This is a genomic window from Pseudomonas sp. FGI182 (assembly GCF_000511325.1).
In the GTDB taxonomy this organism is placed as follows: domain Bacteria; phylum Pseudomonadota; class Gammaproteobacteria; order Pseudomonadales; family Pseudomonadaceae; genus Aquipseudomonas; species Aquipseudomonas putida_Z.
Window position 1 is genome coordinate 33,122 of sequence record NZ_CP007012.1, and the last position, 16,145, is coordinate 49,266.

The 16,145-nt window shown below is 63.6% G+C and carries 20 protein-coding genes; 8 read left to right on the forward strand and 12 right to left on the reverse strand.

Going from position 1 to position 16,145, the window contains the following annotated elements; translation table 11 throughout:
• Positions 1-106: 106 nt before the first annotated feature.
• The 3 genes from C163_RS00150 to betC form a co-directional block, all read right to left on the reverse strand.
• Positions 107-1,672, reverse strand: coding sequence for a SulP family inorganic anion transporter (locus C163_RS00150; RefSeq protein WP_025337191.1), 1,566 nt, complete (start codon positions 1,670-1,672; stop codon positions 107-109).
• A 144-nt stretch (positions 1,673-1,816) separates the two neighbouring features.
• Positions 1,817-2,746 (reverse strand): choline ABC transporter substrate-binding protein, encoded by a 930-nt coding sequence (choX, locus tag C163_RS00155; RefSeq protein ID WP_025337192.1) that lies wholly within the window; start codon positions 2,744-2,746, stop codon positions 1,817-1,819.
• A 14-nt stretch (positions 2,747-2,760) separates the two neighbouring features.
• Positions 2,761-4,278 (reverse strand): choline-sulfatase, encoded by a 1,518-nt coding sequence (betC, locus tag C163_RS00160; protein ID WP_025337193.1) that lies wholly within the window; start codon positions 4,276-4,278, stop codon positions 2,761-2,763.
• Positions 4,279-4,386: 108 nt separating this feature from the next.
• Between betC and C163_RS00165 the strand changes: the two genes are divergently transcribed.
• Positions 4,387-5,286 carry a LysR family transcriptional regulator gene (locus tag C163_RS00165; RefSeq protein WP_025337194.1) on the forward strand — a complete coding sequence of 300 codons (900 nt, stop codon included), beginning with the start codon at positions 4,387-4,389 and terminating at the stop codon, positions 5,284-5,286.
• 109 nt (positions 5,287-5,395) lie between these two features.
• Here the strand turns inward: C163_RS00165 and C163_RS00170 are convergent, their stop codons facing one another.
• Positions 5,396-6,013 carry an NAD(P)-dependent oxidoreductase gene (locus tag C163_RS00170; RefSeq protein ID WP_025337195.1) on the reverse strand — a complete coding sequence of 206 codons (618 nt, stop codon included), beginning with the start codon at positions 6,011-6,013 and terminating at the stop codon, positions 5,396-5,398.
• Between the two features lie 52 nt (positions 6,014-6,065).
• Between C163_RS00170 and C163_RS00175 the strand changes: the two genes are divergently transcribed.
• Positions 6,066-6,398 (forward strand): DOPA 4,5-dioxygenase family protein, encoded by a 333-nt coding sequence (locus tag C163_RS00175; RefSeq protein WP_013970278.1) that lies wholly within the window; start codon positions 6,066-6,068, stop codon positions 6,396-6,398.
• Between the two features lie 120 nt (positions 6,399-6,518).
• On the opposite strand, the gene trpA is transcribed toward C163_RS00175, so the two are convergent.
• Both trpA and trpB read right to left on the reverse strand, forming a co-directional pair.
• On the reverse strand, positions 6,519-7,328 hold the full coding sequence (gene trpA / locus C163_RS00180; RefSeq protein WP_015268450.1) for a tryptophan synthase subunit alpha: 810 nt from the start codon (positions 7,326-7,328) through the stop codon (positions 6,519-6,521).
• A complete protein-coding gene (gene trpB / locus C163_RS00185) occupies positions 7,325-8,542 on the reverse strand; it encodes a tryptophan synthase subunit beta (RefSeq protein ID WP_015268451.1) in 1,218 nt (405 codons plus the stop codon). The genes trpA and trpB overlap by 4 nt, the downstream gene beginning before the upstream one ends.
• Before the next feature lie 110 nt (positions 8,543-8,652).
• Here trpB and C163_RS00190 point away from each other — a divergent pair, with 110 nt between their 5' ends.
• Positions 8,653-9,549: a LysR family transcriptional regulator gene (locus C163_RS00190; protein WP_025337196.1), complete on the forward strand. Its 897-nt coding sequence runs from the start codon at positions 8,653-8,655 to the stop codon at positions 9,547-9,549.
• Here C163_RS00190 and C163_RS00195 read toward each other — a convergent pair.
• On the reverse strand, positions 9,546-9,869 hold the full coding sequence (locus C163_RS00195; RefSeq protein WP_003261039.1) for a YqjD family protein: 324 nt from the start codon (positions 9,867-9,869) through the stop codon (positions 9,546-9,548). The genes C163_RS00190 and C163_RS00195 overlap by 4 nt on opposite strands.
• A gap of 150 nt (positions 9,870-10,019) precedes the next feature.
• Between C163_RS00195 and C163_RS00200 the strand changes: the two genes are divergently transcribed.
• Both C163_RS00200 and C163_RS00205 read left to right on the forward strand, forming a co-directional pair.
• On the forward strand, positions 10,020-10,235 hold the full coding sequence (locus tag C163_RS00200) for a dodecin (RefSeq protein ID WP_013970282.1): 216 nt from the start codon (positions 10,020-10,022) through the stop codon (positions 10,233-10,235).
• Positions 10,236-10,336: 101 nt separating this feature from the next.
• Positions 10,337-10,558, forward strand: coding sequence for a DUF1161 domain-containing protein (locus C163_RS00205; RefSeq protein WP_003261041.1), 222 nt, complete (start codon positions 10,337-10,339; stop codon positions 10,556-10,558).
• A 98-nt stretch (positions 10,559-10,656) separates the two neighbouring features.
• On the opposite strand, the gene C163_RS00210 is transcribed toward C163_RS00205, so the two are convergent.
• Positions 10,657-11,661, reverse strand: coding sequence for an LLM class flavin-dependent oxidoreductase (locus C163_RS00210; protein WP_025337197.1), 1,005 nt, complete (start codon positions 11,659-11,661; stop codon positions 10,657-10,659).
• A 152-nt stretch (positions 11,662-11,813) separates the two neighbouring features.
• Here C163_RS00210 and C163_RS00215 point away from each other — a divergent pair, with 152 nt between their 5' ends.
• Both C163_RS00215 and C163_RS00220 read left to right on the forward strand, forming a co-directional pair.
• Positions 11,814-12,239, forward strand: a complete 426-nt coding sequence (locus C163_RS00215; protein ID WP_013970285.1) for an OsmC family protein — start codon at positions 11,814-11,816, stop codon at positions 12,237-12,239.
• Between the two features lie 73 nt (positions 12,240-12,312).
• The gene (locus C163_RS00220) at positions 12,313-12,546 is read left to right on the forward strand and encodes a DUF1161 domain-containing protein (protein ID WP_025337198.1); all 234 of its coding nucleotides are present in this window, start codon (positions 12,313-12,315) and stop codon (positions 12,544-12,546) included.
• Positions 12,547-12,641: 95 nt separating this feature from the next.
• Here the strand turns inward: C163_RS00220 and C163_RS00225 are convergent, their stop codons facing one another.
• Complete coding sequence (locus C163_RS00225) at positions 12,642-13,055, reverse strand: hypothetical protein (protein ID WP_013970286.1); 414 nt, start codon at positions 13,053-13,055, stop codon at positions 12,642-12,644.
• A gap of 55 nt (positions 13,056-13,110) precedes the next feature.
• Positions 13,111-13,524 carry a hypothetical protein gene (locus C163_RS00230; RefSeq protein ID WP_015268455.1) on the reverse strand — a complete coding sequence of 138 codons (414 nt, stop codon included), beginning with the start codon at positions 13,522-13,524 and terminating at the stop codon, positions 13,111-13,113.
• Positions 13,525-13,609: 85 nt separating this feature from the next.
• On the opposite strand from C163_RS00230, the gene C163_RS00235 reads away from it, so the two are divergent.
• A complete protein-coding gene (locus tag C163_RS00235; RefSeq protein ID WP_025337199.1) occupies positions 13,610-14,683 on the forward strand; it encodes an aminopeptidase in 1,074 nt (357 codons plus the stop codon).
• Positions 14,684-14,801: 118 nt separating this feature from the next.
• On the opposite strand, the gene C163_RS00240 is transcribed toward C163_RS00235, so the two are convergent.
• Both C163_RS00240 and C163_RS00245 read right to left on the reverse strand, forming a co-directional pair.
• Entirely contained in the window at positions 14,802-15,452 is a 651-nt protein-coding gene (locus C163_RS00240) for an HAD family hydrolase (RefSeq protein WP_025337200.1), read from the reverse strand.
• A gap of 118 nt (positions 15,453-15,570) precedes the next feature.
• The gene (locus C163_RS00245; RefSeq protein ID WP_003261048.1) at positions 15,571-16,119 is read right to left on the reverse strand and encodes a gamma carbonic anhydrase family protein; all 549 of its coding nucleotides are present in this window, start codon (positions 16,117-16,119) and stop codon (positions 15,571-15,573) included.
• Positions 16,120-16,145: the final 26 nt, after the last annotated feature.

The following is a 16,145-nucleotide window of genomic DNA, read 5'->3' on the forward strand; positions in this document are numbered from 1 at the left end:
GGCAAGCCAGCTCCCACAGGGATATCACAAGGCCTGAGGCCGGCGCTGTCCCTGTAGGAGCTGGCTTGCCTGCGATGGGCTGCAAAGCAGCCCCAATATCTCAGCCTCACTCCTCAAACCGGATCGGGCACAACTCCACCCCTTCCAGCTTCTGCAATTCCTCGATCACCTGCGGCCTGGCCCGGTGCAGGGTCAGACTCCCCCCCGCCCGCCGCAACCGCCGCGCCTCGCGGTGCAACATATCCACACCCGAGTAATCGATGAAGTTCACCTGCCGCGCATCGATCACCACATGCGGCCCCTGGCAGCGCTGCAAGCGCACCTGCAGGTAATGCGCCGCACCAAAGAAGATCGACCCGCCCACCCGCAGCACGTCCGCCTCCCCTTCACGGCTTTGTTGCACCCGTGGCCGCGAGGTGCGCTTCAGATAGAAGAACAGCGACGCCAGCACTCCGGCATAGATCGCCGTCTGCAGCTCCAGCAACAAGGTCGCTGCCGCCGTCAGCGCCATTACCAGAAACTCCGAGCGGCTGACCCGGAACAGCGCACGAATCCCCCGGTGGTCCACCAACCCCCAGCAGATCAGCAGGATGCTGCCGGCCATGGCCGGAATCGGCAGGTGCGCGATCAGACCGGCCCCGGCAACGGCGAACACCGCCACCCACAGCGCCGAGAATACCCCGGCCATGGGCGAGCGGGCGCCGGCGTCGTAGCTCAGCCCGGAGCGGGTGAAGGAGCCGGAAGACAGGTAGCCAGAGAAAAACGCACCGACGATGTTCGACAGGCCCTGTGCGCGTATTTCCTGGTCTGCGTCGATCAACTGCTCTGAACGTGCCGACAACGAGCGGGCAATCGACAGACTGGTGACCAACCCGAGCATGCCCACTGCCACGGCGCTGGGCAGCAGGCGCAGGATCAGTTCCACATCCAGCAAGGGCAGTGGGCTGAAGGGTGGCAGTTGGCCGGTGAATGCCGGCACACGCGGCACATGGCCAAAGAACCCAGGCAGCAGCCAGGCCAGCAGGCTTACCAAAATCAGGCTTATCAACAGGCTGGGCCAGCGTGGGCGCCAGAGCTTGAAGGCCACGCCGATCGCCACTGTGGCCAGGCCCAGAATCAAGGACGGCAGGTCGACCTCGCCGGCATGGCTGGCCAGGTCCTGCACGGTCTTCAGCGCCGTGGCCTGGCTTGGCAGGTCCATGCCCAGCAGGTTGGGCAGCTGGCCCAGGGCAATGACGACAGCGGCGCCCAGGGTGAAGCCGAGCACCACGGAATGGGAGACGAAATTGACCAGTGCGCCGAAGCGCAAAAGCCCCAGCAGCAACTGGAAGATGCCGCCGAGGAAGGTCAGCAGCAGCACCAAGGTGACATAGTCGGCGCTGCCGGCCACGGCCAGCGGGCTGATGCTGGCGTAGAGGACGATGGAGATGGCAGCCGTCGGGCCACAGATCAGGTGCCAGGACGAGCCCCACAGGCAGGCGATCAGCACTGGCACGATGGCGGCGTACAGCCCGTATTCGGCCGGCAGGCCGGCGATCAGGGCATAGGCGATGGATTGCGGCAGGGCGAGGATTGCACCGCTCAGGCCCACCAGCAGGTCCTGGCGCAGGCTGCGGCCCGATTGGCGGGGGAGCCAGGAGAGGAAGGGCAGCAGGTGAGTGAGGCGATGCATGGGTTATCCACATTCCTTACTGTTTCGCCAATCCCTGTGGGAGCGGGCGCGCCCGCGAAGAAGCCGCCGCGTTGGATGGCACCGGCTTCGCCGGTGTTCGCGGGCATGCCCGCTCCCACAGGGATAGAGGTTTTGCTTGTGAGGTTACAGTTTGGCTTTGACGGCCTCCAGCGCATTGCCATCGGCCTTGGTCGTCACCCCGGCCAACCACCCTTCCAGCAACTCGGGGTGCGCCTTCAGCCAAGCCTTGGCCGCATCATCGAAGCTGATCTTCTTGTCCACAACTTCGGCCATGATGGTGTTTTCCATGTCCAGCGTGAACTTCAGGTTGCCCAGCAGCTTGGCCGCATTCGGGCAGGCTTGTGGATAACCCTTGCGGGTCAGGGTATACACCTCGCCCTTGCTGCCAAACCATTTTTCCCCGCCGCTCAGGTAATGCATCTTCAGCTTCACGTTCATCGGGTGCGGGGTCCAGCCGAGGAAGGTGATGAACTGCTGTTTCTTCACCGCCCGGTCGACCTGCGCCAGCATCGCCTGCTCGCTGGACTCCACCAGCTTCCACTGGCCGAGGTTGAATTCATTCTTGTCGATGATTTCCTTCAACGACAGGTTGGCCGGTGCCCCGGAACCGATCCCGTACAGCTTCTTGTCGAACTGGTCGGCGTGTTTCTGCAAGTCGGCAAAATCCTTCACCCCGGCATTCCACACATAGTCGGGCACTGCCAGGGTGAACTCGGTTCCTTCCAGGTTGCGTGAAAGCTGCTGCACATCGCCGTTGGCGATGAACTTGTCATGAAAGCCCTGCTGTGCCGGCATCCAGTTGCCGAGGAAGGCATCGACGCGGCCATCCTTGAGGCCGCCGTAGATGATCGGCACGGCCAGGCTGTCGATTTTCACCTGGTAACCCAGGCTTTCCAGAAGCAGGCGGGCCAAGGCGTTGGTCGTGGCGATGTCGCTCCAGCCGGGGTCGGCCATCTTCACGGTGGTGCATTGCGCGTCGCTGTCGGCGGCGTGGGCCGTGGCGGTACCCAGGCTCAGGGCCAGGGCGAACACGGCGGCGGAGAACTTGTACATGGCGGCCTCTTTTCTCAATCCAGGGGGGCGGGCTGTGGATAACGTGCCTTGCGCTCGAGGTCGTCGAGATCGATGTGGTTGCGCATGTACTGTTGGCTGGCATCCACCAACGGTTGGTGGTCCCAGCTTTTCAGCTTGCCGATGGCCAGCGCCTCGGCCACCAGGCGGCGGCGCCGCTGGCTGGCAAGAACCTGCTGGCGCAGGCTGGGGATATCCCAACGTTGCTGTGCTTCATCGACAAATGCCTGCAGCAGCGCTTGGTGTTCCGGGCTGCCGGTGAGGTTCTCCCGCTCGTGCGGGTCGCGGCTCAGGTCATAGAGTAGGCATGGGTCGTCTTCGCTGTACACGAACTTGTACGGCCCGCGGCGGATCATCATCAGCGGGCCGACGGTGCCTTCGGCCATGTATTCGCCGATCACTTCGTCATGGCCGCCCTGCCCTTGCAGGTGGCCGACCAGCGAGCGGCCATCCAGGTGCAGGTGGTTATCCACAGCACCTCCGGCCAGCTCGACCAGGGTCGGCAGCAGGTCGCAGGTAGACACCGAGGCACTGACCCGGGCTGGCGCGAAGCGCTTCGGCGCGTGCACCAGCAGCGGCACCCGCGCCGACATCTCGAACCAGTGCATCTTGTACCAGAGGCCACGCTCGCCAAGCATGTCGCCGTGGTCGCCGGAGAACACGATCAGGGTGTCGTCGGCCAGGTTGCATTCCTCCAGGGTCTGCAGCAGCAGGCCGATATTGTCATCGATGTAGCTGCAGGCGCCGAAGTAGGCACGGCGGGCGTCACGGATCTTGTCCACAGGCAGCGGCTTGTTCCACAGGTCGTAGACCTTCAGCAGGCGCTGTGAGTGCGGGTCGAGTTCTGCCTGGTCGAATTCGGCGCGGGGCATGGGGATATCCACACCCTCGTAGCGATCCCAATAGCGCCGGGGGATGGTGTAGGGGTCGTGCGGGTGGGTCATCGACACGGTCAGGCAGAACGGTCGGCCATCGTTTTCGCGCACATGGTCGTACAGGTACTGGCGCGCCTTGAACACCACTTCCTCATCGAAATCCAGCTGGTTGGTGCGCACGCACGGGCCGGCCTGCAGTACCGAGGACATGTTGTGATACCAGCTCGGGCGCACGTCCGGCTCATCCCAGTTCACCGCCCAGCCGTAGTCGGCGGGGTAGATGTCGCTGGTCAGGCGTTCTTCGTAGCCATGCAGCTGGTCCGGGCCGCAGAAGTGCATCTTGCCCGACAGCGCGGTGCGGTAGCCAAGGCGGCGCAGATAGTGGGCGTAGGTCGGCACATCGGCGGGGAAGTCGGCGGCGTTGTCGTAGGCGCCGATGCGACTGGGCAACTGGCCGCTGACCAGGGTAAAGCGCGACGGCGCGCACAACGGGCTGTTGCAGTAAGCCGAGTCGAACACCACCGCCTGTTCGGCAAGGCGGCTCAGGTGCGGCATCTGGATCGGCGAAGAGGCGTAGATCGGCAGCAAGGGCGCGGCCATCTGGTCGGCCATGATGAACAGGATATTCGGGCGCGTCATGGTGGCTTCCATCGTTGAGGGTTATGCGAACCGCTTGCCTATCAAGATGCGACTGTGGATAACATGGGTAAAGCCCACGGTGGGCAATGACTGGGATTAGCCACGCTTATGTTTGACCACCTTGCCGAGCTGTCGCTGGATACCTTGCGCGTGTTCGAGGCCGCCGCACGGTTGCGCGGCTTTACCGCCGCGGCGCTGGAGCTGGGTACCACGCAGCCAGCGGTGAGCCAGCAAGTAAAACGGCTGGAGGCACAGTTGGGCACGCGCCTGTTCGACCGCATTTACCGGGGTATCGAGCTGACCGAGGCTGGCCAGGTGCTGTTCGAACAGGTGCATCAGGGCCTGCAGGCCATGGAGGACGGCATCGCCCAGGCCAGTGGGCGCGGCCAGCGCGAAGTGCTGCAGGTGGCTACCGACTTCGCCTTTGCGGCGTTCTGGCTGATGCCACGGCTGCAGCGTTTTCACGAGGCTTATCCACAGGTGGACGTGAGCCTGGTGACCGGTGAGCGCAGTCAGGGCATGTTGCGACCGGACATCGATGTGGCGGTGCTGTTTGGCGACGGGCGTTTTCACCAGGGCGAGAGCCGCTGGCTCTTCGATGAGGAGGTTTTCCCTGTATGCAGCCCCCGGCTGATTCATGGCAAACCCTTGTCAGCCGTGGCTTTGCAACGATTGCCCTTGCTGCACTTGAAGGGCGAGCAGGCTAGCCGTTGGTTTGACTGGGCGGGGGTGTTTCGCGGGTTTGGTGTGGCCAGCCCGCCGCCGGCCGGGCAGTTGCGGTTTGATAACTATACGTTGCTGATCCAGGCGGCGATTGCCGGGCAAGGGGTGGCGATTGGCTGGGGGCACCTGGTGGATGGGCTGGTGGAGCAAGGGTTGCTATGCCGGCCGTTGGAGGGGAGTTTGCGCTCGGCGCGCGGGTATTACGCGGTGCTGCCACCACGCAAGCGGCGTGGGGCGTTGATCGAGCGGTTTGTGGATTGGCTGGAGCAAGAGCGTAGCCTTTGAGATTTTGGGGCCGCTTTGCGGCCCATCGCGACACAAGGCCGCTCCTACAAGGCCGGCCCGTGTAGGAGCGGCCTTGTGTCGCGATGGGCTGCACAGCAGCCCCGGCAATCTAGACCACGAAGTTCAGATGCTCGCCCCGGTGCAAATCCAGCTCCAGCATATCCACCATCCCTGCCGCGACCCTGGCCAGGTGCCGCAACGGCTCGGCCAACCCCGGCTCCAGCGTACCTTCGGTGCTGCGAAAATGCTCCATCCCCAACCCGGCCAGTTCCTGCGGGGCATTGATCAGCGTCCAGTGCAAGGGACTGCGCTGTAACCCGTCCACCACCTGGTCCACACATTCCCGCTCCGCCTCGCTGTACTTGCCCGGCTCATCCAGCACATCGAAATCGCCCACCAGCAACAGCCGGCGTATAGTCGTACGCTTCAGCCCCGCCACCAGCGCCTCGCTCATGCGGGCTTGCCCGGGCAGATCGCCCGGCGCCAGCGTCGACAACAGGGCAATTACTGCCGACCCGCCAGCCGCGCCCTGCTCCGCCTGGTCGGCATCGCCCAGCCCGCCTATCTTGAAATGCAGGCCGGGGCGCGGTGCATGGCGGTTGAGGTCGTCGACCACGGCGGTGACTTCGTGCTGGCGCGACAGCAGCTCTACCATCAGGGCGTTGCCCAGGCTGCTTTCAGGCCCGAACAGGACCAGTTTGAACACTGGGGTTTCGGCGTTTTTCACTGCATCACTCCCTTTGCAGGTGGTGATGGTTGGACCGCAATCAGGAGTTATCGTGCAGAGGATCAAGGGTTACCACGCCCACGTTTACTACGACGCAGCGACCATGGACCAGGCCCGTGAACTGTGCGAGGAGGCGGCGCGGCTGTTTCCCGTGACCATGGGGCGCATGCACCAGAAACCGGTGGGGCCGCACCCGGACTGGAGCTGCCAGCTGGCCTTCGAACCGGAGTTTGTGGGGGTGGTGCTGCCGTGGTTGGCGCTGTATCGGAAGGGGTTGGTGGTATTCATGCACCCGCTGACCGGGGATGAGCTGGCGGACCACCGTGACCATGCGATCTGGATGGGGGCGGTGCGGCCGCTGGATCTGTCGATTTTCGGGGGTTAGATCTTCATGGTCTGTACTGGCCTCATCGCCGGCAAGCCAGCTCCCACAGGGATATCACAGGGCCTGAGGGCGGCGCTGTACCTGTGGGAGCTGGCTTGCCGTCGATGAAGGCGACGCGGTTTAACGGCGGGCGCCGCGCACCCCTTCAGCCAGTGCCGAGCACAGGCTCAATACATCGTTGACTGCCTGCTCGGCACTCTTGGCCTGGGCAATCTTGTCGACCAGTGCCGAGCCCACCACCACGCCGTCCGACAGGCGGGCAATGGCCGCAGCCTGCTCCGGCGTACGAATGCCAAAACCAACGCTGATCGGCAGATCGGTATGCCGACGCAGGCGGGCAATGGCTTCGGTCACGTGCTCGGTGGTCGCCGAGCCGGCGCCGGTCACACCAGCCACCGACACGTAGTAGACGAACCCGGAGCTGCGCTCCAGCACGCGCGGCAGGCGCGCGTCGTCTGTGGTCGGGGTGGTCAGGCGGATGAAGTCGATACCCGCAGCCTGGGCCGGGGTCGCCAGTTCGGCGTCGTGCTCTGGCGGCAGGTCGACGATGATCAGGCCATCGACACCCGCTTGCTTGGCTTCGGCCACGAACTTTTCCACGCCAAAGCGGTGGATCGGGTTGTAGTAACCCATCAGTACGATCGGTGTGGCCTGGTTATCCACACGGAATTCGCGAACCATCTGCAGGGTCTTGGCCAGGGTCTGACCGGCTTCCAGGGCACGCAGGGTGGCCAGCTGGATGGCCACGCCGTCGGCCATCGGGTCGGTGAACGGCATGCCCAGTTCGATCACATCGGCACCGGCTGCCGGCAGGCCCTTGAGGATCTGCAGCGAGGCGTCATAGCCCGGGTCGCCCGCGGTGACGAAGGTGACCAGTGCCGAGCGGCCTTCGGCCTTCAGCTCGGCGAAGCGTTGTTCAAGACGGCTCATGCCTGTTTCTCCTGGGCGGCCATGTGGTTCATGACGGTTTGCATGTCTTTGTCGCCGCGGCCCGACAGGCACACGACCATCAGGTGGTCCTTGGGCAGCTTCGGTGCGCGCTTGATCGCCTCGGCCAGGGCGTGGGAGCTTTCCAGGGCCGGGATGATGCCTTCCAGGCGGCAGGTGGCGTGGAACGCATCCAGCGCTTCGTCGTCGGTGATGCTGACGTACTCGACACGCTTCACTTCGTGCAGGTAGGCGTGCTCCGGGCCGATGCCCGGGTAGTCCAGGCCGGCGGAAATCGAGTGGGCGTCGGTGATCTGGCCGTCTTCGTCCTGCAGCAGGTAGGTGCGGTTGCCGTGCAGCACGCCCGGTACCCCGCCGTTCAGACTGGCGGCGTGCTTGTCGGTGTGCACGCCATGGCCACCGGCTTCGACGCCGATGATCTGCACGCTTGGCTCTTCGAGGAACTCATGGAACAGGCCCATGGCGTTGGAGCCGCCACCGACGCAGGCAACCAGGCTGTCTGGCAGGCGGCCTTCCTTCTCTTGCAGCTGGGCGCGGGTTTCCTTGCCGATGATCGACTGGAAGTCGCGGACCATGGCCGGGTACGGGTGCGGGCCGGCCACGGTACCGATCAGGTAGAAGGTGTCTTCGACGTTGGTGACCCAGTCGCGCAGGGCCTCGTTCATGGCGTCCTTCAGAGTGCCGGTGCCGGCGGTGACCGGGACGATCTCGGCGCCCAGCAGCTTCATGCGGAACACGTTGGCCTGCTGGCGCTCGATGTCGGTGGCGCCCATGTAGATCACGCAAGGCAGGCCGAAGCGGGCAGCGACGGTGGCGGTGGCCACGCCGTGCATGCCGGCGCCGGTTTCGGCGATCAGGCGCTTCTTGCCCATGCGCTTGGCCAGCAGCACCTGGCCGATGCAGTTGTTCACCTTGTGCGCGCCGGTGTGGTTGAGTTCTTCACGCTTGAAGAAGATCTTCGCGCCGCCGCAGTGCTCGGTCAGGCGCTCGGCGAAGTACAGCGGGTTGGGGCGGCCGATGTAGTCGCGCTGGAAGTAGGCCAGCTCTTCGAGGAACTTGGGGTCTGCCTTGGCCGCTTCGTATTCGCGGGCCAGGTCCAGCACCAGTGGCATCAGGGTTTCGGCCACGTAGCGGCCGCCGAACGAGCCGAACAGGCCGTTGGCGTCGGGGCCGGGGCGGTATTGGGACTGGGTCATGGGGCGCTCCAGGGCGTAATGAATGAGTGATGGGCTTTACTCTAACCACGGCAAGCCCGGCTGAAAACCGATAAGATTGCGCAAACTTGTCAGAAAAACTCACAGGTAAAATGGCCCACGACCTCCCTCCTCTCAATGCCCTGCGGGCCTTCGAGGCTACCGCACGGCTCAACAGCGTCAGCCAGGCGGCCGAAGCGCTGCACGTCACCCATGGCGCCGTCAGCCGGCAGATCAAGGTACTTGAAGAGCACCTGGGCGTCGCGCTGTTCGTGAAGGACGGGCGTGGCATCAAACTCACAGATGCCGGCGTACGTCTGCGCGATGCCAGTAGCGAAGCCTTCGACCGCCTGCGCAGCGTGTGCGCCGAGCTCAGCCACGATGTCAGCGAGGCGCCGTTCGTGCTGGGCTGCTCGGGCAGCCTGCTGGCTCGTTGGTTCATCCCGCGGTTGGGCCGGCTACAGGCGGATTTGCCAGAGCTGCGTCTACACCTGTCGGCCGGTGAAGGCGATCTGGACCCGCGGCGGCCAGGGCTGGATGCGCTGCTGGTGTATGCCGAGCCGCCATGGCCGGCGGACATGCAGGTGCATGTGCTGGCCGAGGAGCGCATCGGGCCGGTGCTCAGCCCGCATTTCGCCGGTTTCGAGCGCTTGCAGGGCGCGCCGGCCAAGGCTTTGCTGGGCGAAGCGTTGCTGCACACCACCTCGCGCCCGCAGGCTTGGCCGACCTGGGCGCTGGAACAGGGGTTGGAGCCGGCGACCCTGCACTATGGCCAGGCTTTCGAGCACCTGTATTACCTGCTGGAAGCTGCGGTGGCCGGGTTGGGTGTGGCGATTGCGCCGCAGCCGCTGGTCGCTGATGACCTGCGGGCGGGCCGTTTGAGTGCGCCGTGGGGCTTTTCACCTACCCCTGCGGCATTGGCGCTGTGGGTGCCCAGGCGCGCCGCGGACGGGCGCGCCGAGCAGTTGGCGCAGTGGCTAAGGGCAGAACTGGCGCGACAGGGCGCTTAGTTGCGTTTGCACATCAGGTACGCCGCCAGCAGGCCTAGCGCGCCAATGGCGACGCCGGCGGTGGTGTATGGGTGTTCCTGGGCATAGTCGCGGGTGGCGATGCCGGTCTGGCGGGTGCGGTGCTTCACTTCCTCGTAGGCATCGCTCAACAGGTGGCGCGAATGACGCAGGGCACTCTCGGCGTTGCTGCGGATTGCCTTCACCGATTTCTGGGACTCCTCCGACGCATCATGCTTGAGGTTTTCCAGGCTTTTCAGAAGGCTCTCGATCTCCGCTTCCATGCTTTCCAGGGACGTTCTACGCAGCGAATTGCGGTGCATGTTGACTCTCCTTTGCAGTATGGACTGTAAGGATTGCGACCTTGGGCCCGCAGGAAAGTGCGATCGAACTTTCGCCAATGGTGACCGCTCGCAGGTAAACCAGGCCTGCGCTGCTAGGCTCAATCTCACCATCATCCGAGGAGAGCGCTCATGACCGATCATCACACCTACAAGAAGATCGAACTGGTGGGGTCTTCGACCACCAGCATCGAAGAGGCGATCAACAATGCCCTGGCCGAAGCCGGCAAGAGCATCAAGCACCTGGAGTGGTTCGAGGTGATAGATACCCGTGGCCATATCCGTGACAACAAGGCGGCGCACTTCCAGGTCACGCTGAAGGTCGGCTTCCGCATCGCCAATAGCTGAAACACTGCCGGGCTGGATGAGCCCGGCATGATGGGGTATTTAGGGAGGGGGCGCCTTGGCGGGCGCCCTTTCTGATTTCATCTGCACAAGGAAAGCGAGTGATGAACAAACTGATTCTGGCGCTGGGCCTGATGACCCTGGCCGGTGGTGCGCTGGCGGCGGGCAAGCCGTGCGAGGAGCTCAAGGCAGAGATTGCGGCCAAGCTGGATGCCAAGGGTGTTACCGGCTACAAGCTGGAGATCGTCGACAAGGGCGACCCGGCCGGCAAGGTGATTGGCAGCTGCGAGGCTGGTACCAAGGAGATTGTGTACCGGCGCGGCTAATGTGCTGGCTTCTTCGCGGGCTCGCCCGCTCCCACAGGGATATCACAGGCCTGAGAGCGACGCTGTACCTGTGGGAGCGGGCAAGCCCGCGAAGAAGATCACGCGGCCTTGAGAGCCTGCGCCATCAGTTCATAGGACCGAATCCGGTCCGCATGCTCATACAAATCACAGGTAAAGATCAGTTCATCTGCCCCGGTCTGCTCCAGCAGCACTTCCACCTTGGCCCGCACCTTCTGCGGGCTACCGATCATCGCCAGGCCGAGGAAGCTGCCCACCGCATCCCGTTCATGGGGTAGCCACAACCCGTCCATGCTTTCCACCGGCGGCTTCTGCATCAGGCTCTGCCCGCGAATCAGCGCGAGGATGCGCTGGTACACCGACGTGGCCAGGTACTCGGCCTTTTCGTCGGTTTCCGCCACCACCATGGGGATGCCCAGCATCACATACGGCTTGTCCAATGTGGTCGAGGGCTTGAAGTGGTTGCGGTACACGCGGATCGCCTCGTGCATGTAGCGCGGCGCAAAGTGCGAGGCGAAGGCGTAGGGCATGCCGCGCATGCCGGCCAGTTGAGCGCTGAACAGGCTGGAGCCGAGCAGCCACATCGGTACGTCGGTGTCGTGCCCTGGCACGGCGATCACTTTTTGATCATCGGTACGCGGGCCGAGGTAGCGTGACAGTTCCTCGACATCGTCCGGGAAGTCATCCGGGCCGCCGGCGCGGTCGCGGCGCAGGGCGTAGGCGGTCATCTGGTCGGAACCCGGCGCGCGGCCCAACCCCAGGTCGATGCGCCCCGGGTACAGGCTGGCCAGGGTGCCGAACTGCTCGGCGATCACCAGCGGCGCATGGTTGGGCAGCATGACCCCGCCAGAGCCCACGCGAATGCTCGAGGTACCCCCCGCCAGGTAGCCGATCAGCACCGAAGTCGCCGAACTGGCGATGCCGTCCATGTTGTGGTGCTCGGCCACCCAGAAGCGGTTGTAGCCAAAGCGCTCGACGTGCTGCGCCAGGTCCAGCGAGTTGCGCAGCGACTGCGCCGGGCCGGCGTCGGCGCGTACTGGCACCAGGTCGAGGGTGGAAATCTTCAGGTCACGCAGCTGCGTCATGGAGCCTCCGCAAAGGTATTTGGCCACAGGCCTTTTCAACTCTGTATGGGCACATTCGACGGATTCAATGCTTGCCGTGCGATTGCTCTGAACTTGCCGTAGGCGGCTGACCTCTGAAGCCATAAGCATGTAACCCGAGACCAGGAGGCATCATGAAAAAGACAGCATCGGCGATCTGGCAAGGTGGCCTGAAGGACGGCAAAGGCCTGCTTTCTACCGAAAGCGGCGCGCTAAAGCAGAACCCCTACGGCTTCAACACCCGTTTCGAGGGCTCGCCCGGGACCAACCCGGAGGAGCTGATCGGCGCGGCGCACGCCGGCTGCTTCTCGATGGCACTGTCGATGATGCTGGGCGAAGCGGGTTTCACCCCGGACAGGATCGACACCGCTGCCGAAGTGACACTCGACAAGCAAGCTGATGGCTTTGCCATTACGGCGGTGCATCTGGTGCTCAGAGCCAAGGTGCCTGGGGCGAGTGAAGCGCAGTTCTTGCAGATCGCCGACAAGGCCAAGGCCGGGTGCCCGGTGTCCAAGGTGCTGAACGCGAAGATCAGCCTGGATGCGGCGCTGGTGGGTTGAAGCAGTGCAATGAGGGCGGTTTGTTGTAGTCTAAACAGCGTCGGCAGCACGCTGCCCTTTCAGGAGCCGTTTCATGATTCGCTTAGCAATCACCGTGTTGGCTTCCCTGGTCGCCACATCTGCGCTGGCGGCGGTCAAGCCGTGCGAGGAGCTCAAAGCCGAGATCGAGGCCAAGATCCAGGCCCAGGGTGTTTCGTCCTATACCCTGGAGATCGTGCCCAACAGCGAGGTCAAGGACCAGAACATGGTCGTCGGGACTTGCGATGGTGGGACCAAGAAGATCATTTATCAGAAGAATGATCGGTAGGTTCAGGATTTTGGGGGCCGCTTTGCGGCCCTATCGCGACACAAGGCCGCTCCTACAGGGATCGCGTATCTCCGTAGGAGCAATGCAGCCCCAGGTCAAGGAATGCAGAACACCTCGCTAGGCTCGTTCACCACCACCTTGCGGCTGCCGTCATACAGCAGCACCTGCGGTTCCATCACCGGCGCCCGTGCCTCCAGGCGATAGCGTTCACCGGCCTTGAAGTTGTCAAAGCGCACGGTCAGGTAGCAGGTTCGGTCCCTGGGCTGGGTCATGAGGCCGCCCCCATATATCTCGTAATCGAAGCGCACTACCAGTTCGTGCTTGCCTGGCGTCACCTGGAAGTAACGGCCATCCTCCAGGCGCTTGCCGTCGAGGCGGTCGGCCATGATCACCCTGCCGGGAGTCATGGTGTACAGGTCGACCCAGGCCTGCTTTGGGTCGACGGGGGGCAAGGGGCTGGCGCAAGCCCCCAGTGCACTGAGGGCGATCAGCATCATGGGCTGGCGCATGGCAAGACTCCCACTTGCGATTCATAGGCTACAAGCATAGCGCCGTTTGTGCGTTTCAGGTGCGCTGGCAGCCTGCAGGCAAGCCCTGGCCAACCAGTTTTTGCTGATGGTCGTAGAGTTTGATCCAGGGGCGGAAACCGATGCTGCCAGCCTGCAGCTGGTAGCGCTGGCCGGCACTGAAATCCTTGAAGGTCAGTTTGACCTGGCAATCCCGCCACAAAGGCTCCTCGACCGGGCCGATATTGCTGGGGGTAACCGGAAACTGGTAGCGCACGGTCAGCTCGTGGCTGCCGGGCTGTACTTCGAAATAACGGCTGTCGGCCCAGTCGCGTTCATCTACCTGCACGGCGTGCAGCGAGGTGTTGTCGTAGGGCGTGAGGTCGATCCAGGCCTGGTTCGGGTCCGGGTCTGGCAAGGTCGAACAGGCGGATATCAGCAACAGTGACCCGGTGACCAACAGTGCACGCATGGCGAAACTCCCCCTTGGCGAGATAGTCTTGGAGTGAATCGGCCTTGAGCGAGTCAGACAGTCCCGGATGCTTCGACTTATTCTTATGCAGCGCTCAGGCCCTGGGCCACTCGACCTTGTTTTCACCCGTTTGGTTCCCCTGCTTGCGGTGCTCCTGCTGAACGGTTGCAGCAGCGCCGCCTACTATGGGCAGTTGGCCGAGGGCCAGTGGCAGCTGCTACGCGCACGGCAGCCGGTGGATCAGGTAGTGGCCAACCCGGCCACTTCAGCGCAATTGCGCGCGCGCCTGGAACACGCCAAGCAGGCACGGGCATTTGCCAGCCAGCAGCTGAAGCTGCCGGACAACCGCAGCTACCGGGTGTACGCCGACCTTGGCCGGCCTTACGTGGTATGGAATGTGTTCGCCACCCCCGAGCTGTCGTTGCAGCCAGTGACGCACTGCTTCCCGATCGCAGGGTGTGTGGCCTATCGCGGCTATTACCAGCAAGGCGCGGCGCGTGGGGCGGCGGCGTTGATGCGCCAGGACGGCATGGATGTGTATGTGGGCGGCGTGGAGGCCTATTCGACCCTGGGCTGGTTTGACGACCCGATCCTGTCGTCGATGGTGGGCTGGAGCGACGAGCGCCTGGCCACGCTGATCTTCCATGAGCTGGCCCACCAGCGCTTCTATGTGCAGGACGACACCGAGTTCAACGAGTCGTTTGCCTCCTTCGTCGAGCAGGAAGGCACGCGGCAATGGCGCGTGGCGCGGGACCTTGCTGCCTCTGGCGGGGAGCAGGGGCAGCAGCGTGAGCAATTCGTACGGTTGGTGCTGGCCAGCCGCGAGCGATTGCAGGCGATTTATGCCGGGCCTCTGGATGATGCGCAGAAGCGGGCGGCCAAGCAGGCGGAGTTCGAGCGGCTTAGGCGGGAATACCGGCAGGTGCGTGATGCCCAGTGGGGTGGTGACAAGCGCTATGACGCCTGGATGTATGGGCCGATGAGCAATGCCAAGTTGCTGCCGTTCGGGCTGTATGACCAGTGGGTACCGGCGTTTGCGGCGGTGTTCCGTGAGGTTGACGGGGATTGGCAGCGTTTTTATCACCGGGTCGAGCAATTGGGGCGGTTGCCGATCGATGAGAGGAAGGCAGCCTTACGGAGGTTGATGGTTAGCCGGTGAGATTTTGGGGCCGCCTTGCGGCCCATCGCGACGCAAGGCCGCTCCTACAGAAGGTACGCGATCGCTTGTAGGAGCGGCCTTGTGTCGCGATGGGCTGCAAAGCAGCCCCCCAGGGCCATCAAGCCTTGAGGAACGCCTGATGCATCTCGGCCAAGGTAGTAAAGTGGTAGGCCGGCTCTTCGGCCATCAACTCTTCCTGGCTACCAAACCCGTACCCCACCGCCACCGCCTGCAAGCCATTGCTGCGCGCACCGATCAGGTCATGCTTGCGGTCGCCGATCATCAGCGTCTGCGCCGGGTCCAACCCTTCTTCATCAAGCAGGTGGCGAATCAGCTCGACCTTGTTGGTGCGCGTGCCATCCAGCTCACTGCCGTAGATCACCTTGAAGTGGTGGTCGAAGGCGAAGTGCCGGGCGATTTCACGGGCGAACTTCCACGGCTTGGAGGTGGCGATGTACAGCGTGCGACCCTGGCCGTTGAGTGCTTCGAGCAGCTCCGGCACACCTTCGAACACCAGGTTTTCGTACAGGCCGGTGACGCTGAAGCGTTCCCGATAGAAGTTCACCGCATCCCAGGCCTTGGCTTCGTCGAAGCTGTAGAACTGCATGAAGGCCTGCAGCAGGGGTGGGCCGATGAAGTGCTCGAGGCGGGTGAGGTCCGGCTCGTCGATGCCAAGTTTGGCCAGGGCATACTGGATCGAGCGGGTGATGCCCTGGCGCGGGTCGGTCAGGGTGCCGTCGAGGTCGAAGAGGATGTTTTGCTGGTGCATTTGCGGGTTCCACTTGAGTGCTGCGTGGCCTTCTTCGCGGGCTTGCCCGCTCCCACAGGACGGCACTGGCCTTGAAGGCTTCGCTAGACCTGTGGGAGCGGGCGCGCCCGCGCAGGGGTTATTCCGGTTGGTCGTAGCCTTCGGCCAAGTGCTGGTCCTTGAGCTTCACGTAGTTACTGGCGCTGTAGGCGAAAAATGCGTGTTCTTGGTCGTTCAGCAGTCGGGCCTGTTTCACCGGGCTGCCCATGTACAGGTAGCCACTGACCAGGCGCTTGCCCGGCGGTACCAGGCTGCCGGCGCCGATGATCACTTCGTCTTCGACGATGGCGCCGTCCATGATTGTGCTGCCCATGCCGACCAGGATGCGGTTGCCCAGGGTGCAGCCATGCAGCATGACCTTATGGCCGATGGTCACTTCGTCACCGATGATCAGCGGGAAGCCGTCCGGGTTGAACGGGCCGGCATGGGTAATGTGCAGCACGCTGCCGTCCTGCACGCTGGTACGCGCGCCAATGCGGATTCGGTGCATGTCGCCGCGTATCACGGTCAACGGCCAGACAGAGCTGTCTTCACCGATTTCCACGTCCCCCAGCACTACCGCCGATCGGTCGACGAAGGCCCTGGGCCCAACTTTCGGAGTGTGTTGCTGGAAGCTTCGGATGGCCATGATAGCGTCTCTCATCTGTGCCGATA